At 56.6% G+C, this 22812-nt stretch carries 23 protein-coding genes; 16 read left to right on the forward strand and 7 right to left on the reverse strand.

The window, feature by feature from the left end; all coding sequences use genetic code 11:
- The first annotated feature begins 1 nt into the window (after position 1).
- From IM300_RS21535 to IM300_RS21550, 5 genes are all read left to right on the forward strand, one after another.
- Positions 2-1255: an MFS transporter gene (locus IM300_RS21535; RefSeq protein WP_193038288.1), complete on the forward strand. Its 1254-nt coding sequence runs from the start codon at positions 2-4 to the stop codon at positions 1253-1255.
- 74 nt (positions 1256-1329) lie between these two features.
- Positions 1330-2814, forward strand: coding sequence for a carboxypeptidase M32 (locus IM300_RS21540; RefSeq protein ID WP_193038289.1), 1485 nt, complete (start codon positions 1330-1332; stop codon positions 2812-2814).
- Positions 2815-2962: 148 nt separating this feature from the next.
- On the forward strand, positions 2963-3268 hold the full coding sequence (asr, locus tag IM300_RS21545; RefSeq protein ID WP_193038290.1) for an acid resistance repetitive basic protein Asr: 306 nt from the start codon (positions 2963-2965) through the stop codon (positions 3266-3268).
- Between the two features lie 92 nt (positions 3269-3360).
- Entirely contained in the window at positions 3361-3444 is an 84-nt protein-coding gene (locus IM300_RS22875; RefSeq protein WP_057979992.1) for a hypothetical protein, read from the forward strand.
- Positions 3445-3546: 102 nt separating this feature from the next.
- A complete protein-coding gene (locus IM300_RS21550) occupies positions 3547-4368 on the forward strand; it encodes a serine protease (protein WP_063451484.1) in 822 nt (273 codons plus the stop codon).
- Between the two features lie 5 nt (positions 4369-4373).
- Here IM300_RS21550 and mdtI read toward each other — a convergent pair whose 3' ends face one another.
- Both mdtI and mdtJ read right to left on the reverse strand, forming a co-directional pair.
- Positions 4374-4703: a multidrug/spermidine efflux SMR transporter subunit MdtI gene (mdtI, locus tag IM300_RS21555; protein WP_063866842.1), complete on the reverse strand. Its 330-nt coding sequence runs from the start codon at positions 4701-4703 to the stop codon at positions 4374-4376.
- A complete protein-coding gene (mdtJ, locus tag IM300_RS21560; protein WP_063866843.1) occupies positions 4690-5052 on the reverse strand; it encodes a multidrug/spermidine efflux SMR transporter subunit MdtJ in 363 nt (120 codons plus the stop codon). Before mdtJ ends, mdtI begins: the two co-directional genes overlap by 14 nt.
- Before the next feature lie 420 nt (positions 5053-5472).
- On the opposite strand from mdtJ, the gene IM300_RS21565 reads away from it, so the two are divergent.
- A complete protein-coding gene (locus IM300_RS21565) occupies positions 5473-6513 on the forward strand; it encodes an AI-2E family transporter (RefSeq protein ID WP_193038291.1) in 1041 nt (346 codons plus the stop codon).
- Here IM300_RS21565 and IM300_RS21570 read toward each other — a convergent pair.
- Together IM300_RS21570 and IM300_RS21575 are read right to left on the reverse strand one after the other, a co-directional pair.
- Entirely contained in the window at positions 6510-7457 is a 948-nt protein-coding gene (locus IM300_RS21570; protein WP_193038292.1) for a zinc-dependent alcohol dehydrogenase family protein, read from the reverse strand. The genes IM300_RS21565 and IM300_RS21570 overlap by 4 nt on opposite strands.
- A complete protein-coding gene (locus IM300_RS21575) occupies positions 7450-8484 on the reverse strand; it encodes an LLM class flavin-dependent oxidoreductase (RefSeq protein ID WP_063451489.1) in 1035 nt (344 codons plus the stop codon). Before IM300_RS21575 ends, IM300_RS21570 begins: the two co-directional genes overlap by 8 nt.
- 205 nt (positions 8485-8689) lie before the next feature.
- Between IM300_RS21575 and yajD the strand changes: the two genes are divergently transcribed.
- The 8 genes from yajD to pqqF all read left to right on the forward strand — a co-directional run bounded on the left by yajD (position 8690) and on the right by pqqF (position 15857).
- Positions 8690-9037 carry an HNH nuclease YajD gene (gene yajD / locus IM300_RS21580; protein WP_006808895.1) on the forward strand — a complete coding sequence of 116 codons (348 nt, stop codon included), beginning with the start codon at positions 8690-8692 and terminating at the stop codon, positions 9035-9037.
- Positions 9038-9204: 167 nt separating this feature from the next.
- On the forward strand, positions 9205-10224 hold the full coding sequence (locus IM300_RS21585) for a dipeptidase (protein ID WP_193038293.1): 1020 nt from the start codon (positions 9205-9207) through the stop codon (positions 10222-10224).
- A 138-nt stretch (positions 10225-10362) separates the two neighbouring features.
- Positions 10363-10434, forward strand: a complete 72-nt coding sequence (gene pqqA / locus IM300_RS21590) for a pyrroloquinoline quinone precursor peptide PqqA (protein ID WP_002905689.1) — start codon at positions 10363-10365, stop codon at positions 10432-10434.
- A 55-nt stretch (positions 10435-10489) separates the two neighbouring features.
- A complete protein-coding gene (pqqB, locus tag IM300_RS21595) occupies positions 10490-11407 on the forward strand; it encodes a pyrroloquinoline quinone biosynthesis protein PqqB (RefSeq protein ID WP_063451494.1) in 918 nt (305 codons plus the stop codon).
- Positions 11408-11409: 2 nt separating this feature from the next.
- Positions 11410-12165, forward strand: a complete 756-nt coding sequence (gene pqqC, locus IM300_RS21600) for a pyrroloquinoline-quinone synthase PqqC (protein WP_193038294.1) — start codon at positions 11410-11412, stop codon at positions 12163-12165.
- Positions 12166-12167: 2 nt separating this feature from the next.
- Positions 12168-12446: a pyrroloquinoline quinone biosynthesis peptide chaperone PqqD gene (gene pqqD / locus IM300_RS21605; RefSeq protein WP_063451496.1), complete on the forward strand. Its 279-nt coding sequence runs from the start codon at positions 12168-12170 to the stop codon at positions 12444-12446.
- Entirely contained in the window at positions 12433-13575 is a 1143-nt protein-coding gene (gene pqqE, locus IM300_RS21610) for a pyrroloquinoline quinone biosynthesis protein PqqE (RefSeq protein WP_063866848.1), read from the forward strand. Before pqqD ends, pqqE begins: the two co-directional genes overlap by 14 nt.
- 5 nt (positions 13576-13580) lie before the next feature.
- Complete coding sequence (gene pqqF, locus IM300_RS21615) at positions 13581-15857, forward strand: pyrroloquinoline quinone biosynthesis protein PqqF (protein ID WP_193038295.1); 2277 nt, start codon at positions 13581-13583, stop codon at positions 15855-15857.
- A gap of 87 nt (positions 15858-15944) precedes the next feature.
- Here pqqF and IM300_RS21620 read toward each other — a convergent pair whose 3' ends face one another.
- Entirely contained in the window at positions 15945-18374 is a 2430-nt protein-coding gene (locus tag IM300_RS21620; protein ID WP_063866850.1) for a glucose/quinate/shikimate family membrane-bound PQQ-dependent dehydrogenase, read from the reverse strand.
- A 622-nt stretch (positions 18375-18996) separates the two neighbouring features.
- Here IM300_RS21620 and IM300_RS21625 point away from each other — a divergent pair.
- Entirely contained in the window at positions 18997-19197 is a 201-nt protein-coding gene (locus IM300_RS21625) for a hypothetical protein (RefSeq protein ID WP_102751249.1), read from the forward strand.
- A 46-nt stretch (positions 19198-19243) separates the two neighbouring features.
- On the opposite strand, the gene IM300_RS21630 is transcribed toward IM300_RS21625, so the two are convergent.
- The gene (locus IM300_RS21630; protein ID WP_193038296.1) at positions 19244-20110 is read right to left on the reverse strand and encodes an aldo/keto reductase family oxidoreductase; all 867 of its coding nucleotides are present in this window, start codon (positions 20108-20110) and stop codon (positions 19244-19246) included.
- 144 nt (positions 20111-20254) lie between these two features.
- Here IM300_RS21630 and IM300_RS21635 point away from each other — a divergent pair, with 144 nt between their 5' ends.
- Positions 20255-21916: a methyl-accepting chemotaxis protein gene (locus tag IM300_RS21635; RefSeq protein WP_193038297.1), complete on the forward strand. Its 1662-nt coding sequence runs from the start codon at positions 20255-20257 to the stop codon at positions 21914-21916.
- A gap of 36 nt (positions 21917-21952) precedes the next feature.
- Here IM300_RS21635 and smrA read toward each other — a convergent pair whose 3' ends face one another.
- A complete protein-coding gene (smrA, locus tag IM300_RS21640; RefSeq protein ID WP_063866853.1) occupies positions 21953-22516 on the reverse strand; it encodes a DNA endonuclease SmrA in 564 nt (187 codons plus the stop codon).
- Positions 22517-22812 lie beyond the last annotated feature (296 nt).

Consider the following 22812-nt stretch of genomic DNA (forward strand, 5'->3'; position numbering starts at 1 on the left):
TGTGAGCCGTACAACGACTATTGATATCGCGCCGGCCAGCGACATTGATGATTTACCCGCAGCACCGCAGCCGGTTCAGTTTATTAAGCGTGGTACCCCCCAGTTTATGCGCGTCACGCTGGCGCTCTTCTCAGCGGGTCTCGCTACCTTTGCCCTGCTCTACTGCGTTCAGCCGATCCTGCCGGTTCTGTCGCATGAGTTTGGCGTGTCGCCAGCCAGCAGCAGTATCTCCCTTTCCATTTCCACCGGAATGCTGGCGATTGGTCTGTTGTTTACCGGTCCACTTTCGGATGCTATCGGGCGTAAGCAGGTCATGGTAACGGCGTTAATGCTGGCCTCCGTGTGTACCTTGCTTTCTACCATGATGACCAGCTGGCACGGTATTCTGGTCATGCGCGCGCTGATTGGGCTCTCTCTCAGCGGCGTGGCGGCGGTCGGGATGACCTATCTCAGCGAAGAGATCCACCCGAGTTTCGTGGCCTTCTCAATGGGGCTGTACATTAGCGGGAACTCTATCGGCGGGATGAGTGGACGCCTGCTGAGCGGTGTGTTTACGGATTTCTTTAGCTGGCGCATTGCGCTGGCCGTTATCGGCTGCTTCGCGCTCGCCTCGGCGCTGATGTTCTGGAAAATTTTGCCGGAATCGCGCCATTTCCGCCCGACCTCCCTGCGTCCGAAGACGCTGTTTATCAACTTTCGTCTGCACTGGCGCGACAAAGGTTTGCCGCGACTGTTTCTGATGGGATTCCTGCTGATGGGGTCATTCGTCACGCTGTTTAACTATATTGGCTACCGGCTGATGCTCTCGCCGTGGCATCTCAACCAGGCATTGGTGGGTTTGCTCTCTGTGGCGTATCTCACCGGGACGTGGAGTTCACCAAAAGCCGGGGCCATGACCGCTCGCTTTGGCCGCGGGCCGGTGATGCTGGTTTCCACCGCCGTGATGCTGTTTGGGCTGCTGATGACGCTGTTCTCCTGCCTGTGGCTGATTTTTGCCGGAATGCTGCTCTTCTCTGCCGGCTTCTTTGCCGCGCACTCCGTTGCCAGCAGCTGGATTGGCCCGCGCGCGCGCCGCGCCAAAGGTCAGGCGTCGTCGCTGTATCTGTTTAGCTATTACCTGGGTTCCAGCATCGCCGGGACCCTCGGCGGCGTGTTCTGGCATCACTACGGCTGGAACGGCGTGGGCGGGTTTATCGCCCTGATGCTGTGCGCGGCGCTGCTGGTGGGCGGAAGTCTGCATCAACGTCTGCATTAACATTCACCCCTCTTCGTGTTTAAATCGAGCCGATGCTAATTTTTGTCATCGGCTGATTCAGACACGAGGACTTCATGAAAAACAATAACTATCAACAACTCACCCGCACCTTCCAGCGTCTCTCCCGCTTTTCTCACCTCTCCTCCATCGCCAGCTGGGACATGTTCACCATGATGCCGCCCGGCGGCAGCGCCGCGCGCGGTGAAGCGCTGGCGGAGATGAGCGTCCTGCAACATCAGATCCTGACCGATAAAAAAGTGGGTGAATGGCTAGCTGCGGCGGCTGAAGAAGATCTGAACGACGTAGAGCAGGCCAACCTGCGTGAAATGACGCGCCACTACCAGCAGGCCACCTTACTGCCGGAATCGCTGGTAGAGGCAAAATCGCTGGCAGGCAGCAAGTGTGAACACGCCTGGCGCACTCAGCGTCCGGCCAATGACTGGCAGGGCTTTTCTGCCAACCTGAAAGAGGTGGTGAAGCTCAGTCGTGAAGAAGCTCGCCTGCGCGCCGAGGCCAAAGGCTGCACGCCTTACGACGCGCTGCTGGATATTTTTGAACCCGACATGACCAGCGCCCGCCTGGATGTGCTGTTTGGCGATATGAAGACATGGCTGCCGGACCTGCTGGCAAAGGTTGTGGAAAAACAGGCTCAGCGATCGTTCGTTCCGCCACAGGGTCCCTTCCCGACCGCCACGCAGCGCGAGCTGGGCCTGGAAGCGATGAAAATGCTGGGCTTCGATTTTAACGGCGGTCGTCTGGACGTTAGCGCCCACCCGTTCTGCGGCGGCGTGCCGGAAGATGTGCGTATCACCACGCGTTACGATGAAGACGAGTTGCTCAGCGCACTTTTCGGCGTGATCCACGAAACCGGACATGCCCGCTACGAGCAAAACCTTCCCCGAGTGTGGGCCGGGCAGCCCGTTGCGCTGGCGCGCTCTACGGCGATCCACGAATCCCAGAGTCTGTTCTTTGAGATGCAGCTGGGCCGCAGCGAGGCATTCCTCAAGCATCTGCTTCCGGCGGTCCATGCCCGTTTCGGCAGTCAGGCGGCGTTCAGTGAAGAGAATTTCATTGCCTGGAACCAGCGCGTGAAGCCGGGATACATCCGCGTGGATGCGGATGAAGTGAGTTATCCGGCGCACGTGGTGCTGCGCTATGAGATCGAGCGCGCGCTGATCAACGGCGAAATCGAAGTCGACGATATTCCCGCCCTGTGGGATGAGAAAATGCAGGCCTGGCTTGGGCTATCCACCAAGGATAATTATCGCAACGGCTGTATGCAGGATATCCACTGGACCGACGGCGGTTTTGGCTACTTCCCGTCTTACACGCTGGGGGCAATGTATGCGGCACAGCTCTTCCATGCCGCCAAAAATGCATTGCCCGGGTTGCAGGCATCCATTGCCGGAGGCGATTTCTCGGCGCTGTTTGACTGGCTGCGTCAGAACATCTGGCAGCACGGCAGCCGCTTCAGCACGTCGCAGTTAATCACTCAGGCAACGGGTGAGGATCTGAACATCCGCTACTTCCGCGAACACCTGACTTCCCGCTACCTGTAACCGAACGCGCCGGGGTGACGCCCCGGCGTTGTACATACGGTTACACGCCGATACCAATCACTCACGGAAACCTCGAATTTACAGGGATATAGTTCTTTCAACGGCCCCGCAGTGGGGTTAAATGAAAAACCAAATTCGAGGGTATGAAATGAAAAAAGTATTAGCTCTGGTTGTTGCCGCTGCTATGGGTCTGTCTTCTGCTGCATTCGCGGCTGAAACTACCGCCACCGCAGCGCCTGCGGCGACCACTTCGGTTCCGGCCAAAACGGTTCACCATAAAAAACATCACAAAGCGGCTAAACCTGCGGCAGAACAGAAAGCCCAGGCGGCTAAAAAGCACCACAAAAAAGCGGCAAAACCCGCGGTAGAGCAGAAAGCACAGGCGGCTAAAAAGCATCACAAAAAAGCGGCAAAACACGAAGCGGCTAAACCTGCTGCACAGCCAGCAGCGTAAGAGTACAAGCTTAACCGTGCCCTTCGGGGCACGTTGGTAAACCGGCGCTGAACGGGTTTGAGGTCAGCGCCGTTTTTTTATCCGGAGGGCGTATGCTGCGGCGCTATCGGTTTGAGTTCATTCTTATCCTGCTAATCTTGTGCGCGCTCATCGCCAGCCACTTTTATCTTTCCTGAATGTAGCACGCTGATTTTACTCCCACTTTCTCGCTGTCGCGTCTATAGTATTTTCATAGGGTTCACTTTTAATAATCATAATTACCCCCACTAGAGTGTGATATGCGTAAATCTGTTGTGTTGTTACTGGGAACGTTTAGCCTTTTTGCTGGCTTTTCACATGCGGATGATGGTGACGATGTCGCCATTAGCGCCAAAGAGGTAAAGACGCTGTTTTTTGGTCATGACGATCGTACGCGTGTCACCGATCCTACCGAAGCGCCCTGGGATGCCATCGGGCAACTGGAAACCGCCAGCGGCAATTTATGTACCGCAACGCTCATTACACCACGCCTTGCGCTGACGGCGGGTCATTGCCTGCTAATGCCGCCCGAGGGCAAACCGGATAAAGCGATCGCCCTGCGCTTTGTGTCGCAGAAAGGAATATGGCGCTACGAAATCCACGGTATTGAGGGGCGGGTGGATCCATCGCTCGGTAAACGCTTAAAACCGGATGGCGATGGCTGGATTGTGCCGCCCGGGGCGGCATCCTGGGATTTCGGTCTGATCGTTTTACGTTATCCGCCGTCCGGGATCGCTCCCCTACCGCTTTTTGATGGCGACAAAGACGCGCTCACCGCCGCCCTGAAGGCCGCCGACCGCAAAGTGACGCAGTCAGGCTACCCTGTTGATCACCTCGATTCGCTGTACACCCATACGGACTGCGTGGTGACGGGCTGGGCGCAAAACAGCGTGCTTTCGCATCAGTGCGATACGCTACCGGGTGATAGCGGATCGCCCCTGATGTTAAAAACCGCTAACGGCTGGCAGCTGATTGGCGTTCAGAGTTCAGCTCCGGCGGCGAAAGACCGCTGGCGCGCCGATAACCGGGCGTTGGCGGTGACCGGTTTTCGCGACAGGCTGGAAGCCCTGGCGCAGCAGTAGGTTACTCAGGCCAGTTTAATCATGATCATGCCGGCGAGCAGTAATACCAGCCCTATCCAGCCTTTATTGTTTAAACGCTGCCCGAACATAATCCAGCCTGCCGCCAGGGTGGCGGCAATACCGAAGCCGCCCCACAGCGCATAGGCCACGGAAAGATCGATGCCTTTTACCGCCTGTGACAGGGCGCTAAACGCCCCCAGCACTGCGGCAATCGATAGCAGGCCGTAAGCTTTACGACGAAAACCGTCGGAGAACTTCAGAAAGACGTTCGCAATAATTTCCAGAACGATCGCTAAACCCAGCCAGGCCGCGTGGATCCATTCAAACTGCTGCATGGGTCTGCTCCTTCTGCTGTTTTGTTGGCTTGCGCGTACCCGATTTAATCAGCACGATACCTGCCACCAGGGTCGTCAACCCGGCAATTTTCATTGTCGTCAGGGTTTCATCAAATATCATGACGCTGAACAGCGTAATCAATAAAATACCAATACCTTCCCACAGGGCGTATGCCACGCCCAGCGCGATTTTTTTAACCGCGAAGGAGAGGAAAATATAGGAAAGCGTAATCATGACTAGCATCAAAATAAATCCGGTGCTGCCATCACTCACGCTCGCCCATTTCATCGACAGGGTGCCGGTAATTTCAGCTACGATAGCCAGCGCTAATAAAATCCAGTAAAACATGTTTTTCTCCTGCTTGAGAATATAATCCATCGAGGCTCGCTGCGGACAACAAACCAAAAAATTGGGAATTAAATCAGTTAGCTAAGCGCATAGCGCCAGCTCAGGCAGAAGACGTGACTATAGCGCGGAACGCCAGTGTTGTTCACCGGAAAGCATGCAGAGGGAGGTTGAAAACAGAGCAGTGTTGTTTGAAAAATACGTCCTGAACAAATTGTCCATAAAATTACAATTATCCGCGGTGTTGCTTCTCGTCTTTGCGGATGAAAATTGTCCTCAGTAGTTGAACACGCCTGATTTGTATCATAAGCCAGGAATTTACTCAAAGCCTTTTCATTTCTTTACCCAGTCTGTTTGATTTTGGTTAGTTTTTTTAATCCGCTTTCCCCTCTATTATAAATAAAAAACTTTTCAGGAACGTTCATGGCCAAACCCATTATCACCCTCAACGGGCTTAAGATAGTCATCATGCTGGGCATGCTGGTGATCATTTTGACCGGCGTTCGTTTTGCGGCCGATATCATCGTGCCCTTTATCCTGGCGCTTTTTATCGCGGTGATCCTCAACCCTCTGGTGCAGCGGATGGTGCGGATGCGCATACCGCGCGTGCTGGCGATCAGCCTGCTTATCAGTATTATCATCGTTGCGATGGTGCTGTTAGTTGCCTATCTGGGAACATCCCTGAACGAGCTGGCGCGAACCCTACCGACATACCGTTCTTCCCTGGCGACCCCGCTGCTGCAAATTGAACCCTGGCTGCAACGCGCCGGCATTGAAGTCTCGGTTGACGAGTTGCTTAAATACATCGATCCGAATGCTGCCATGACGATTGTCACCAGCCTGCTGGCACAGCTTTCCAACGCCATGACCTCCATTTTCCTGCTGTTCCTGACGGTCGTGTTTATGCTGCTGGAAGTCCCTCAACTGCCTGCAAAGCTACAGCACATTATGGTGCGTCCGGTGGAAGGAATGGGCGCCATTCAGCGCGCGCTCGACAGCGTTTCACGCTATCTGGTGCTGAAAACGGCCATCAGTCTGGTGACGGGATTCGTGGTCTGGGGGATGCTCGCCGCGCTGGACGTGCGTTTCGCCTTTGTCTGGGGGCTGCTGGCCTTTGCCCTTAACTACATTCCTAACATCGGCTCCGTGCTGGCGGCGATCCCCCCTATCCTTCAGGTGCTGGTTTTCAGCGGTTTGTATGATGCGCTGATTCTGCTGGCAGGCTATCTGGTGATTAACCTTGTCTTCGGGAACATTCTTGAGCCACGCATCATGGGGCGTGGGCTGGGGCTTTCAACCCTCGTTGTGTTCCTGTCCCTGATCTTCTGGGGCTGGCTGCTTGGGCCTGTCGGCATGCTGCTCTCCGTTCCGCTGACGATTATTGTGAAAATTGGCCTGGAGCAGACCGCCGGTGGACAAAGTATCGCTGTACTGCTGAGCGACATGAGCCATAAGGCCGATTAATTCTCCATCGACAGCACGGGCTTGCGCGTTCTACCCGCTTCGCGATAGTTGCCCAATGCCCGCTGCCATTCCGACAGAGGGTAAAGGGTGACATCGCTGCACTGGCTGTCCCGCAGTTTCGGCCAGATGCGCTGAAACTCCGCCTGCCACGCCTCCGCGCTGAGCGCGTCCAGGTAGTTACGAATGTGAAACCACGCCACGCGCGGCAACGCCCGCTGCTGCCGGAATGTCTGACCGGAGAGCAGCCCGTAGCAGACAAACGTGCCGCTTTCAGGCATCACGCTCAGGATCGTTTCCGCCAGTCTGCCGCCCGTGGCGTCGTACACCACGTCTGCGCGCGCGGCGGCAGCGTTGACTGCGGCCATATCCTGTTGCGCAATGGGGACGATCCCTAATTCGGCCAAACGTTGAGCGTGCACGGGCGAGCGGTGGATCCCATAAACCGCCTCTGCACCCGCCTGACGAGCCCATTGCCCGAGCAGAACGGCGCAGTCAGAACCGGCAGCGGTGAGCAGCACCGTTTTTCCGGTCGGAGGATAGCGGTCCAGCATCATCTGTGCGGCAAGCGGGTTGATATACGCCCGCGCGGCAAGCAGCGAGTCGACGTCGTCCGGGACAGGAACCGCGTACCCTGCCGGGCAATCGACATAACGCTGCCACGTCCCCTTCCCCCGTAACGGCAGCACCCGCTTGCCCAGCAGCGTCGGGTAAGCGGCGGGCGTTTCGGTTACTATTCCGACCCCTTCATAACCGGCTATCGCAGGTAGCGGCGTGCGATGGCGATACGCTCCGGTTATGGGGATAAGATCGGAGGCGTTCACCGGCGAAAAAAGCATGCGCACACGTATCTCTCCCGGCTGGCGCGGCGGCAAGGGCGCGGTTTCCGGTTGCAGTACCGATTCAGGCTCACCAAACCGGCGATACCAGAGGGCCAGATTAAGCATTACGATCGCGCCATCCCATTTCCGGTGCGACATGTTTCAGTATGGACTCGATGACATGCGCGTTGTATGCCACGCCCAGCTGATTCGGCACGGTAAGCAATAGCGTATCCGCTTCAGCGATGGCTTCATCCTTTTTCAGCTGTTCAATCAGCTTGTCTGGCTCTGCGGCGTAACTGCGTCCGAAAATTGCCCGCGTTTTCTCATCCAGATAGCCAACGCTGTCGCTCTCGTTGCGGCCTGAACCGAAATACATCCGGTCGCGATCGTCCATCAGGGCAAAAATACTGCGGCTGACCGAAACGCGCGGCTGACGAGTATGCCCAGCCTCTGCCCAGGCCTGTCGGTAGGCACGGATCTGTTTTGCCTGCTGAATATGAAACGGCTCGCCGGTTTCATCGTCTTTTAGCGTTGAGCTTTGCAGGTTCATCCCCAGTTTTGCCGCCCATACTGCCGTTGCATTGGAGCCAGCCCCCCACCAAATACGATCGCGTAAGCCTTCTGAATGCGGCTCCAGACGCAACAATCCCGGCGGATTGGGGAACATCGGCTGTGGGTTAGGCTTCGCAAACCCTTCACCGCGTAATACATCAAGCAGTACCTCGGTGTGGCGGCGCGCCATATCAGATTCGTTTTCCCCTTCCTGCGGCACGTAACCAAAATAACGCCAGCCATCAATCACCTGCTCCGGGGAGCCCCGGCTGATACCCAGCTGTAATCGCCCGCCGGAGATGAGATCTGCCGCGCCAGCATCTTCCGCCATATACAGCGGATTCTCGTACCGCATGTCGATCACGCCCGTACCGATTTCGATGCGTTTGGTTTTCGCGCCTATCGCAGCCAGCAAGGGGAATGGCGAACTGAGCTGGCGGGCAAAATGGTGCACGCGGAAATAAGCGCCGTCCGCGCCCAGCTCTTCAGCGGCGACCGCCAGATCGATGGACTGTAGCAGCGCGTCAGCCGCGGTCTGCGTGCCGGACTGGGAAGACGGCGTCCAGTGACCAAACGACAAAAATCCAATCTTTTTCATAGTGGAGTATCCTGATGAAGCATTGCGTGATCCCTACTCTACGCATTCGCGGATGAGAATAAATGGGGATTATTTAACGGAATGCTTCAAATAAACTGACAGAAAACGCAGACCACAGGCATCCCTCCTGCCGAGGAGGCATTCTCCTGCCATCTCATAATGGGATATAGTGTGAACTATTCTTTTTTAACAGGTAACAACAGCAATGGCTCTGATCCCCAAAAACTACGCACGGCTGGAAAGCGGCTACCGTGAAAAAGCGCTAAAAATTTACCCGTGGGTCTGTGGGCGCTGCTCGCGAGAGTTTGTTTATTCGAATCTTCGTGAACTTACGGTTCACCATATCGACCACGATCACACTAATAACCCGGAAGACGGCAGTAACTGGGAGCTGTTATGTCTGTTTTGCCACGACCACGAACACTCAAAGTACACTGAAGCGGACCAGTATGGCACCACCGTTGTCGCGGGTGAGGATGCGCAAAAAGACGTGGGTGTCGCCACGTTTAACCCTTTTGCCGATCTCAAAGCGATGATGAACAAGAAGAAATAATATCAATGGCTTTACCGCCCATCGGCAACAAGACGATGTGCCGATCGCCTTACTGTTAAGTGAGATTAACAATTGCTGCTAAGTTGTAAATTTCCCCTTGCCGGACGGGACAAATCGGTTATCGTGCCAGGCAACTTTTTCGGCAATACAAGACAGTGGGATGCGCTATGGCGATTTTTGATGGTCACAATGACCTGTTGCTTAACTTATGGCTTCACCATCGCCAGGATCCGGTAACGGCTTTCTTTTCCGGTATTGAGAACGGACACCTCGATTATCCCCGCATGCAGCAAGGCGGATTTTCCGGCGGGCTGTTCGCGCTGTTCGTGCCGCCGCAGGCGTATATCGCCCGCATGGCGCCGCAATACGCCAGCGAGCCGTGGGAGCCGATCGACATTCTCTGGCAGCAGTTGACAATCCTTAAGCAGCTTATCGCACACTCCGCAGACAGGGCGCGGTTGTGCCTGAGCGCGGCGGATATCGAACGCTGCCGTCAGGATAAGGTGCTGGCAATGGTGGCGCATATTGAGGGCGCGGGCGGTTTTGACGGCGAGGGAGACGATCTACGGGCCTTTTATGCCGCCGGCGTGCGCAGCATTGGGCCTTTCTGGAACATTGCTAACCGTTTCGGCACCGGCGTTAACGGAGCATTTCCCGGCAGCCCGGACAGCGGCCCTGGACTCACCGCGGAGGGGATCGCCCTCGTCAGGCAGGCTAACGCCCTGAACATGGTGATTGACGTCTCGCATATGAATGAAAAGGCGTTCTGGGATACCGCTCGTCATTCCTCTTCACCGCTGGTCGCCACCCATTCCAACGCCCATGCGCTGTGCCCGCAACCGCGCAATCTGACCGATCGGCAGCTGCTGGCTATCCGCGACAGCGGCGGCGTGGTGGGCGTTAATTTCGGCAATGCCTTTCTGCGCGCCGACGGTAAACGCGATAGCGATACTCCGCTGAGCACAATCGTTCGCCATATCGACTATCTTATTAACATCATGGGTGACGATCACGTCGCGCTCGGCTCCGATTTTGACGGCATTACGTTGCCGGATGAGTTGCACGATGTGAGTGGTTTACCGCGGCTGATCGGCGCGTTGCGCGATAGCGGCTATGATCAATTTGTGCTGAATAAACTGCTGTGGGGCAACTGGCGAAAGGTATTGCAAAATGTTTGGCAACAATAGGTTGCGTTGTAAACATTACGTTAATTCCTTACATATTTTGGGTTGAGCTTTGCCCCCCTGTAGCGCATTATTTGATGACCATCACAAAACTGGCACAAACGATGGCGTTAGTGCTGTATTTTTAAAGAGGAAAAAACGATGTGGAAGAAACCTGCTTTTATTGATTTACGTCTTGGCCTGGAAGTGACGCTGTACATTTCCAACCGCTAATCACTCAGCCCGCCATCCGTGCGGGCATTTTCGTTTTACTACCTGGCCTATCTTCATGTTTATTAAAGTCCTCGGTTCCGCCGCCGGCGGCGGTTTCCCACAGTGGAACTGTAACTGTGCCAACTGTCAGGGTTTGCGCAACGGTACTCTTCAGGCGACCCCTCGCACCCAATCGTCGATCATCGTCAGCGATAACGGCAAAGAGTGGGTGCTGTGTAACGCCTCGCCCGATATCAGCCAGCAGATTGCCCACACGCCAGAACTGAACAAGAAAGAGGTTCTGCGCGGCACGCATATTGGCGGCATTATTCTCACCGACAGCCAGATTGACCACACCACCGGGCTGCTCAGCCTGCGCGAGGGCTGCCCGCATCAGGTATGGTGCACGCCCGAGGTGCATGAAGATCTTACCAGCGGTTTCCCGATTTTTACCATGCTACGGCACTGGAACGGCGGCCTGATTCATCATCCGATTGCCCCGCTCACCGCCTTTAGCGTGGAAGCCTGCCCTGATTTGCAGTTTACCGCTGTCCCCATCGCCAGTAACGCACCGCCCTATTCGCCGTGGCGCGACCGCCCGCTGCCGGGACATAACGTGGCGCTGTTTATCGAAAACCGCCGCAACGGTCAGACGCTGTTCTACGCGCCGGGTCTCGGTGAACCCGATGACGCCATTCTGCCGTGGCTTAAAAAAGCGGACTGTCTGCTGATTGACGGCACCGTCTGGCAGGACGATGAGCTTCAGGCCGCCGGCGTCGGGCGCAATACCGGCCGCGACATGGGCCATCTGGCGCTCGGCGACGAACACGGCATGATGGCGCTGCTGGCCTCACTGCCGGCAAAGCGCAAGATTCTGATTCACATTAATAACACTAACCCGATCCTAAACGAGCAATCGCCGCAGCGTCACGCCCTCACGCAGCAGGGAATAGAAGTGAGCTGGGACGGGATGACCATCACGCTTCAGGACTAACTATGCACATTCGCGAAACGCTCTCGCCGCAAGAGTTTGAACACGCCCTTCGGGCGAAAGGCGCCTATTATCATATTCACCATCCGTACCATATTGCGATGCATAACGGCGAGGCCAGCCGCGAGCAAATCCAGGGCTGGGTGGCGAACCGTTTTTACTATCAGACGACGATCCCGCTGAAGGACGCGGCAATTATGGCGAACTGCCCGGATCCGCACACGCGTCGCAAATGGGTGCAGCGCATCCTCGATCACGATGGCAGCAACGGTCATGACGGCGGTATTGAAGCCTGGCTCCAGCTGGGCGAGGCAGTGGGGCTTAGCCGCGACGACTTAATCAGCGAACGCCACGTGCTGCCCGGCGTCCGTTTCGCCGTCGACGCTTACGTTAACTTCGCCCGCCGCGCCAACTGGCAGGAGGCGGCATGCAGCTCGCTAACCGAGCTGTTTGCCCCGCAAATTCATCAGTCGCGTCTCGACAGCTGGCCACAGCACTATCCGTGGATCAAAGAGGAAGGCTATTTTTATTTCCGCAGCCGCCTCAGCCAGGCCAGCCGCGACGTTGAACACGGTCTGGAGCTGGCGAAGAGTTACTGTGACAGCGCGGAAAAGCAGAACAGGATGCTGGAGATCCTTCAGTTTAAACTCGATATCCTGTGGTCAATGCTCGACGCGATGACCATGGCCTACGCGCTACAGCGTCCGCCTTATCACTCGGTCACCGACAAAGCGGCCTGGCACACAACCCGACTGGTATAAGCATGCAAAAGAACTCAATTGTCGCCTTTCGTCGCGGCTATCGCCTGCAATGGGAAGCCGCGCAGGACAGCCATGTGATCCTCTATCCGGAAGGCATGGCTAAACTCAATGACACCGCGGCCGCCATCCTCGAACTGGTCGATGGCCAACGCGATGCGGCAGCCATTATTGCCGTACTCAACGAACGCTTCCCGGAAGCCGGCGGCGTGGATGACGACGTCGTTGAATTCCTGCAAATCGCTTATCAACAGAAGTGGATTATTTTCCGTGAGCCAGAATAAACCCGCCGTCAATCCACCGCTGTGGCTGCTGGCGGAGCTGACCTATCGCTGTCCGCTACAGTGTCCTTACTGCTCTAACCCGCTGGACTTCGCCCGGCAGGACCAGGAGCTCACCACCGAACAGTGGATCGACGTTTTCCGCCAGGCGCGGGCGATGGGCAGCGTGCAGATAGGCTTTTCTGGCGGCGAACCGTTGACGCGTAAAGATCTGCCGGAGCTGATTCGCGCCGCCCGCGATCTCGGTTTTTATACCAACCTGATCACCTCGGGAATTGGCCTGACGGAGAGCAAGCTCGACGCGTTCAGCGAGGCGGGTCTGGACCATATCCAGATTAGCTTCCAGGCCAGCGATGAAGTGCTTAACGCTGCGCTGGCGGGTAATAAAAAAGCCTTCCAGCAGAAGCTGGCGATGGCCAAAGCGGTTAAAGCGCGCGATTACCCGATGGTGCTGAATTTCGTCCTGCACCGGCACAATATCGATCAGATCGATAAGATCATCGAACTGTGCATCGAACTGGACGCCGATGACGTAGAACTTGCCACCTGCCAGTTCTACGGTTGGGCGTTCCTCAACCGTCAGGGGCTTCTGCCGACGCGGGAACAGATCGCCCGCGCTGAACGCGTGGTCGCTGACTACCGGCAAAAAATGGCCGCCAGCGGCAATCTGACCAACCTGCTGTTCGTCACTCCCGATTATTACGAAGAGCGGCCAAAAGGTTGTATGGGCGGCTGGGGATCGATTTTCCTCAGCGTGACCCCGGAAGGCACGGCGCTGCCCTGCCACAGCGCGCGCCAGCTGCCGGTGGAATTCCCGTCGGTGCTTGAGCAGAGCCTGGAATCCATCTGGTATGACTCTTTCGGCTTCAACCGCTATCGCGGGTTTGACTGGATGCCGGAGCCGTGCCGCTCCTGCGATGAAAAAGAGAAAGACTTCGGCGGCTGCCGCTGCCAGGCCTTTATGCTTACCGGGAATGCTGATAACGCCGATCCGGTGTGCAGCAAATCGCCGCATCATCATAAAATTCTGGACGCGCGACGCGAAGCAGCCTGTAGCGATATGAAAATCGGCCAGCTTCAGTTCCGCAACCGAACCCGCTCTCAGCTTATCTATAAAACCCGGGAACTGTAGCGACAATGACCATCCGCATCGTTGAGCTGGCGGGCGGTTTACGCGCAACGCTGGTTCATCAGCCGCAGGCGACGCGCGCGGCGGCGCTGGTGCGCGTGAGCGCCGGAAGCCATCATGAGCCACCACGCTTCGCCGGCCTCGCGCATTTGCTTGAGCACCTGCTGTTTCGCGGTAGCGAGCGTTATCGGGACGACGATCGGCTCATGGCCTGGATCCAGCGTCAGGGCGGCAGCGTCAACGCCACCACGCTGGCTCGCCACAGCGCGTTTTTCTTCGACGTTGCCGCCGATAACCTGTCCGACGGCGTCGCACGACTGCGGGATATGGTGCAGGCGCCGCTGCTTTCCCGGCAGGACATCCAGCGCGAAGTGGCGGTCATTGATGCGGAAAACAGGCTCATCCAGCAGCATGATGCCGCCCGGCGCGAAGCCGCGGCGCGCCACGCAATGGAACAACCGGGGGCTTTTCGCCGTTTTCAGGTGGGTAGCCATGAATCTCTGGGGCAAGACACGGGATCGCTGCACGCCGCGTTGCGCGACTTTCATCGCCGCTATTATGTGGCCGGACACCTGCAATTGTGGCTACAGGGACCGCAAACGCTGGATGCGCTAGCCGAGCTTGCCCATACGTTTGCGACAGGTTTTGCTTCAGGTTGTGTGCCTGAAGCCGCCCCCCCGTTACGCCTTAGCGCTGAAGCAGATTATCAGCTGGCAGTGACGGAGCGACCCGCGCTGTGGCGCTGTCCGTTAATCCGAAAATGTGACAACGTCACCTTACTTCGGGAATTCTTGCTGGACGAGGCCCCCGGAAGCCTGATTGACGGGCTGCGGGCGCGCGGGCTGGCAGAAGAGGTATCGCTGGACTGGCTTTATCAGGATGACGATTACGGCTGGCTGGCGCTAACGCTTGACGGCGAACGGCCCGAGACCATAGATTCGCATATCACGCGCTGGCTGCGGGCCCTACAGCAAACGACGCAAGAGCAACAGCGGCATTATTATCGTCTGGCACAGCAGCGCTTTAGCGCCCTGTCGACCCTTGACCAGCTTCGCCAGCGGGCGTTCGGTTTTGCGCCCGGCGCGGCGCCGGTTGATTTTTCCGTCTTCTGTGCCGACTTACTGGCGGCGCCGACCTCGTATCTGGCCTGCAAAAAAATGGACGCCGCCGAAACAATTTCCAGCCAGGGTTTTTCCCTGCCGCTTAGCCACTGGCGTCGCCAGCCGGTTGCGGATGAAAGCCCCATCGCGTTTTCCTTCTACCCGCAGGCTACCCAATATTCTGCCCCAGCCCTGACGCCACAAGCCGTTCCGCTGCTGCATTTACCGGCGCAGGCACAACCGCCGACGCTGATCCTCCGCAGGCCTTTTTATTCGCGCGTAAGCGAGTCACAGGGTGTGGCGGCAGGCAAACAATTACGCCCTCTTCTGGCTGAACTGCGCCATATCGGCGGCAGCGGCGAGTGGCAAACGGTGGAGGGTAGCTGGCAGCTAACCCTGCGGCTGCCTGACGCAGTGGTGACGGCGGAACCCATCATCAGGGCGATTGCCGATCGCCTCTCCCGCTCCACACCGGCTGTTACGCCAGCGCCAGAAGGCATCGCGATCCGTCAGCTGCTTAAGCAGTTGCCTGAACGGCTGGCCTCGGAACCGCCCCGGGACGGCTGGCTGGCGGCGTTAGCTGGCGGCAGCGCCGAACACGCGCACGGGTTAGCCCGGCAGCTTGGCCTGCTCCGGGCGCCGGTTAACGCTAAGGGGTCGCCGTTTAGCGATTGTCCCGGCGGGATCGAACGTATCCCGCACGCCAGCGCGGACTCGGCGCTGCTGGTGTTTATTCCGCTGCCACCGGGCGCTTCGCTCGCCGCGCTGCGGCTGCTGGCGCTATGCTGCGAACCGCAATTTTTCCAGCGCCTGCGCGTGGAACAGCAAATTGGCTACGTGGTCAGCTGTCGTTATCAGCGTATTGCCGATCGCGATGGCCTGCTGCTGGCGCTACAGTCGCCTGACCGTTCTCCCGTGGATCTGCTGGGCTGCTGTAAACGATTTTTGCGCGAGCTGACGCCGTGCGATGAATCCGGGTTCAGCCTATTGCGACAGCAGCTGGCGACGCAGATCCGGTCACCGAGGGATGCCAGCACCACGGCAGTGGCCGCCCTGCGCCAGCGCTATGGTTTGCCGGTGTTAACCCCGCAGGCTATCGATGCCCTGCAACATGATGAGATTATCGCGCTGTGGCGCGAAATGACTCGCCGTCGCCGCCGCTGGCGGGTGCTTTTCGCTGGCTGACCGGAACCGCCGCTTTCCCGGTGTGCGTGATTTTTAACCATAAAAAAAGCCCCGTACTAAGACGGGGCCTGGCTGCTTATTTCGCTGTTACTTATCCAGCGCGTAGGCAATCACGTAGTCACCACGATCCGGCGACTGGCGTGCACCGCCGGCAGAAATCAGAATGTACTGTTTGCCGGTTTTCGGTGATACATAGCTAATAGGCCCGCCCTGGCTACCCACCGGGAGACGCGCTTTCCACACTTCTTCCCCCGTAGAGGAATCAAAGGCACGCAGGTAGTAATCCTGGGTTCCGGCAATAAAGACCAGACCGCCCTGAGTGGCGAGCGTACCGCCCAGCGTCGGCATACCGACAGGCATTGGCATGCGCATTTTTACCCCAAACGGACCGGTATCCTGAACGGTACCGACCGGCACCTGCCAGACGATTTTCTGCGTTTTCAGGTCAATGGCGGACAGGGTGCCAAACGGGGGTTTCTGGCACGGAATGCCCAGCGGTGACATGAAGCGGTTTTTGTTGACCGAGTATGGCGTTCCTTTCATAGGAACGGCGCCCATTCCGGCGTTCACGGCTTCACCGCCGGTGTTTGCCACCGCGCTTTGCGGATCTTGCTTAATCAGCTGAACCCACAGACCCAGACGCATGTCGTTGACGAAAATGTACTGGTTGTTCGGATCCGTGGACAGACTGCCCCAGTTCATTCCTCCCAGCGAGCCCGGGAAACTCAGGGAAATATCGGTGCCCGGCATTGTGTACAGACCGTCGTAACGCATTGATTTGAAGCTGATACGACAGGCCAGCTGGTCAAACGGCGTCGCTCCCCACATATCAGACTCTTTCAGGGTCTCCGCGCCAATCTGCGGCATGCCCACGGAACGTGGCTGCGTTGCGGGATACTGCTCACGCGGAATATCCGCTGGTTTTACCGGAACCTCTTTCACTTCGGTGAGCGGTTTACCGGTCAGGCGATCGAGAACGTAAATCTGCCCTGCCTTAGTGCCCACCACGACCGCTGGCTTGTTGCCTTCTTTGGTTGGGAAATCAACCAGGCTCGGCTGCATCGGAATGTCGAAATCCCAGAGGTCGTTATGCACGGTCTGGTATACCCACTTCTCTTTCCCGGTTGTCGCATCCAGCGCCAGGATTGAGGTGGCGTACTTGTGGTCTTCCGGAATACGGTCAGCGCCCCACAGGTCAACAGAGGAACTTCCCATCGGGATAAACACGGTATTCATCGACGCATCCCAGGACATAGGGGCCCAGGAGTTTGCGGAGCTACGTTTGTAGTGTTCGCCCGGCTTCAGAACATAGTTCGGATCCGGATTACGCGGATCGAATGCCCAGCGCAGCTGGCCGGTGATCACGTCATAGCCGCGCAGCACGCCGCCCGGCATATCGGTGCTTACGTTATCCGCAACGCGCCCGCCCACCACGACCGTGGTGCCCGCCAGGGTTGGGGCCGACGTCAACACGTAGGTGGGATCTGACACATCGCCCATCCCTTCATGCAGGTTAACGCTGCCGTTAGTGCCGAAGTCCGGACAGAATTTGCCGTTATCGGCGTCTAACGCGATCAGCTTACCGTCAATGGTATTCATCAGAATACGACGCTGGCATGCTGCGCCCGGTGCGACCTGCGCAGGCAGAACCGGCGTGGAGCCGGCTACCGTTGGCTGCACCAGCGGTTTGGTGGCATCGAAGTACGCCAGACCACGGCAGCGCATCCAGATGGCAGACTTGGCGTTGATTTCCGCTTTCCAGATCTCTTTACCGCTGTCGGCATCCACGGCGATCACGTTGTTATGCGGCGTACACAGGAAGACACGATCGCCTACCTGTAGCGGCGTTTGCTGATCTTCTGCGCCATTGCCATCCGGGCTTAGCGGAATGTCACCGGTATGGTAGGTCCAGACCGGTTTGAGATCTTTCACGTTGTCACGGGTGATCTGGTCCAGCGCCACAAAGCGACTGCCACCAGCCGTATTACCGTAGTGATCCCAGTTCTGCTGTTTCGCCTCGTCTTTTACCGGCACCAGCGGGCGCTTGTCGCCGCTAAACGGCACGGTCGGATGGGGTTGAAACATCTGAACAAACGTGACGCCCATGCCGATAATAAGGACTGCACAGACCCCCATCGCCCCTTTCGTGGAGGACGGTTTTCCTTCACGCTTGCGCAGTGCAGGCCAGCTGGCTGCTGCCAGCACCATCAGCCCGGCGGGTACCATCAAACGGGAAACCAGCGGCCAGAAGTCGAGTCCGGCATCATAAAATGCCCAAATCAGGGTGCCAAGAAACACGAGGGCAAACAGCCCCACGGCGGAAGACTTGCGGCGGAAGAACTGGATTGCAGAGAGCAGCGTGATAACCCCGGCAATGAGAAAGTACCAACTCCCTCCCAGGGTAACCAGTTTAAAACCGCCGATGGCAAAGAACAGCCCCGTCACAAGAAGTACCACACCCACCAGCAGGCACCACAGGCCTAACCAGCCGAACGGGCGGGGATTATTGTCTGACATAAAAATGAATCTCCTGATTTCTTTATATAAAGCAGGGTTTTATTAACTGCCACGATGCTAAAACCCTGCACAACGCTAATTGTTCGTATGCGAAGCATAAATTAAAAAGAGAACGTAGACAAAAGCTATTATGTGGTAAGAAATGAAAACCAGCGCAATTGCATGGGTTTAGCCGGGTGCAATAAGTGAATATCGCTAACTCCCTCGCTATCGCTGGAATATATGACCAGCCAGGCGTTGCTTAAAGGATGAATATCAGGATTTCCCGACAAGGCCGTTCTTATAACCTCAGATTTTTACAGCTGAGCCTTCAGACAATAGATTCAATTACGCAATACCCATTAATAAGCAGAGAGATTAACCTGAATTAAGTTTCAGGCAGAAATTATTCATGGATGTGTTAAACATTCAGTCATTTACAGAACTGTAAATGATACTTTCTGCATAAATGCGGATTCACAGCGTGGATAACGCAGGCACTACATGAACACTTCATTAAGACTTCAACCATAACGACCCCAAATCATAATCACTACACGATCACTATTCATTGACTTTACATTGAGACTAGCGCATATTTTACAGCACAAATCAGCAAGACAATTTTTGGAGGACGTTTTCTATGCCCGCCCGTGATTATCCCGATAAGCGTGTCGCTCGCGGTTTAGCAAAGGAGGCCGATCTCAGGATGTTAAGCGCCCGCATCGATCCCGCGCTGATGGAGTACATCCGCATCACTGCGTATGAAACACGGAAAAGTAAGCAGGAAATCGTGGCGGAAGCGTTAGCGCTTCACCGTCAACAGAGTCAGACTGGATCGTAAACAACAAAAGCCCGAAAGATCCTCCGGGCTTCCGTTGCCGTCGGGATTACTTCACCAGCGAATTTAACGTCTCCAGCGCCTCAGGCGGTAACACCAGATCGGCTGCCGCCAGGTTTTGATGCAGATGCGCCACCGAAGAGGTTCCCGGGATCAAGAGGATATTTGGCGAGCGTTGCAGTAGCCATGCCAGCGCCACCTGCATCGGCGTCGCACCTAGTGAATCCGCTACCGCCTTTAGCCCGGAAGATTGCAGAGGCGTGAAGCCCCCCAGCGGGAAGAACGGCACCCAGGCAATCCCCTGCTCCGCCAGCGAATCAACCAGTGCATCGTCACCACGATTCACCACGTTGTACATGTTCTGTACACACACCACGGAAACCATCTTCTGCGCCTCAGCAACCTGTGAAGCGGTGACGTTGCTCAGCCCTATATGGCGAACCAGCCCCTGCTGTTGCAGCTCCGCGAGGGTGCTTAGCGGCTCGGCAATCGATCCCTCCGCCGGCCCGTGGGCACTAAACATGATCCGCAGGTTAACCACGTCCAGCACATCTAGCTTCAGGTTACGCAGGTTGTCATGCACCGCCTGCGTCAGCTCCTGCGCGGAAAACGCCGGTAGCCAGGAGGCATCTTCACCGCGTCGGGCACCGATCTTGGTCACAATCGTGAGGTCGTCCCGGTATGGATGAAGCGCCTCGCAGATAAGCTGGTTGGTTACATGGGGGCCGTAAAAATCGCTGGTATCGATGTGATTCACGCCCGCCGCCACCGCTTCACGCAGCACCGCCAGCGCGGCATTTTTGTCTTTTGGCGGACCAAAAACCCCCGGTCCGGCAAGCTGCATTGCACCATAGCCAAACCGTTTAACCGTACGCGTTCCGAGCGTGAACGTGCCACTTTTATCAATGCTGCTCATGCTGACCTTCCTCATAAAAATGATCCGGATTAACAACAGGTTCCGCAACGAAACCATTAGTTAAGCAATAGTAAAATTAAAGTTTAAATTCGCTACGACGATAGTATTGATGTAACCCTGCCTCTTCTCTTACGGACGACCGCTATGCTGAAAAATCTGCACGTGATTACCGGTATTCTCTTTGCCCTCACCATATTCTGTCTGCTGCAAGTTGTCACGGGAGGGTTGTTCTACTCTGCCGTTAACAACGATCGTCACAACTTTCAGAACTCCGGGTTGCTCAATGCCCAACAGGAGAGCCTGAGCGACAGCGTTAACACGCTAATTAAAACGCGCGTCACCGTCACCCGCGTGGCGATCCGCTACCTGAAAAACCAGCGTGACCCGGCCTCTCTCGCGGCGATCAACACGCTGCTGGGTACCGCGAACGGTTCGCTGACCAAAGCCGAAAGCTATTATAAGAACTGGCAGGAGATCCCGCAGGTTAACGGTCAGGATCCCGCCCTTACCGAAGAGATGCAGAAGGCCTGGCAGCACATGCACGAGGTGATGCGCTTGTCCATTACGTATCTGCGCGCCGATAACTATCAGGCCTATGGAGACCTGGACGCCCAGCAGGCGCAGGATGAGATGGAGGCGGTCTATACCCGCTGGCGCGCCGAAAACAACGTTCTGCTGAAAGCCGCCGCCGACGAGAACCAGAGTAGCTTTACCCAGATGCAGTGGACGCTGGCGGCGATTTTCCTGACCGTTATCATCGTGCTGGTCGTGATCTGGCAGGGTTTACAGCACCTGCTATTGAGACCACTCAACGCCATCATGAACCATATTCGCACCATCGCGAGCGGCGATCTGACGCAAAACGTCGATATTTCCGGGCGCAACGAAATGGGCCAGCTGGCCGCCGGCCTGCACGAGATGCAGCAGTCGCTGGTGAGCACCGTCAGCGCCGTGCGCGGCAGCACGGATTCCATTTACACGGGCGCAGGGGAAATTGCCGCCGGGAGCAATGACCTTTCCGCCCGCACCGAGCAGCAGGCCGCCTCGCTGGAAGAGACCGCCGCCAGCATGGAAGAGCTGACGGCCACCGTCAAACAGAACTCGGATAATGCCCGTCAGGCGACGCTGCTGGCGAAAAATGCGTCTGAAACCGCCGCTCGCGGCGGTCAGGTCGTGGATAACGTGGTGCGTACCATGAATGACATTGCCGACAGTTCTCAGCAAATTGCGCACATCACCGGCGTTATCGATAGCATTGCCTTCCAGACCAACATTCTGGCGCTCAACGCCGCGGTTGAAGCCGCGCGTGCCGGAGAACAAGGTCGCGGCTTTGCGGTTGTGGCAGGTGAAGTACGGACGCTGGCCAGCCGCAGCGCGCAGGCGGCGAAAGAGATCAAAGGGCTTATTGAGAGCTCCGTCAGCCGGGTAAATACCGGCTCTGAACAGGTGAGCGAGGCGGGTGCAACCATGAAGGAGATCGTCGCGGCCGTGACGCGCGTGACCGATATTATGGGGGAAATCTCATCGGCGTCTGACGAGCAGAGCCGCGGTATTGAACAGGTCAGCCTGGCGGTCTCGCAGATGGACAGCGTTACGCAGCAAAACGCCGCGCTGGTACAGGAATCGGCAACGGCGGCGGCCGCGCTGGAAGATCAGTCAGAACAGCTGCGCCAGGCCGTGGCGGCTTTCAGGCTGAATGCTCAGGCTTCTCCGGCATCCCGTCCTGAAAACGTGAAAGCGCCCGCACTGCTGCGCCCGTCAACGGCAGGCGCAAATTCCTCCGACGCAAACTGGGAAACCTTCTGAGTGACGGGCGGGCGAGCCTGTCGCCCGCCTGGCTGATTAGCGGCTACGCTTGGCGTGGCGCTCCCAGTTATCTCGCTTCGCTTCCTCAGACTTACGCAACGAGACATAGCATGCTCCACTGCCGCCGTGATACGGCTGCGCTTCGCAAAAGGCTTGTACTTCGTCAAACTCGGTCAGCCAGCGCGCAAGATAGCTGCGCACCACGTTAGGGTGCGATTGCTGCTCACGCCCTTTACCGTGCACGATGATCAGGTTGCGCAGCCCGTCACGTCCGGCCTGGCGAATAAAGGAATATACCTGCTGGCGGCATTGCTCCGCGGGCTGGCGTAACAGCGTTAAGCTGGCCTGACGGGAATATTTGCCGGAACGCAGCTTATCAAATACTCCCTGCTGTACCCCTTCCCGCTGGAACATCAGCGGCTCTTCGAGGGGTAGCAGTTCAAGAAACCCCAGCGTCAGAAAGTTATCCAGCTGCTCGGTATCCATTTCCTGACGCGCCCGCGTGTTGCGGCTCTGCTGCCAGTGAATATCCGTGCAGCGTTTGAGCGGCTGGACATCCTCCATGGCGTCAAGGAAAAGTGATTTGTCGTCAGGGTTCATGGAAATCCTCCGGCTACATCTGAGTAAGTACTATACCTGCGCCCGTTGCGGGTCTCAACGATCAAACCGTATGCCGCAGGATAGAAATATAAACTTGGTGAATATATTAAAAATGGTACAGGAGAATGTTTAACGAGACTTAACTAAAATTTAAATATTAATACATTTAAAAAATTAAGTTAAATTTTCGTGAAATTAATCACTCTCTTTCCTGTTTTTTTAGATAAAAGCTGTTATAACTTAATAAACCTGCCGAGGGAAAGAACGCGTAGGATCTGTGAAGGGAAGCACTGCTG

Origin of the sequence: Enterobacter cloacae complex sp. I2, from assembly GCF_014896205.1 — a bacterium.
GTDB classification, from domain to species: Bacteria; Pseudomonadota; Gammaproteobacteria; order Enterobacterales; family Enterobacteriaceae; genus Enterobacter; species Enterobacter quasihormaechei.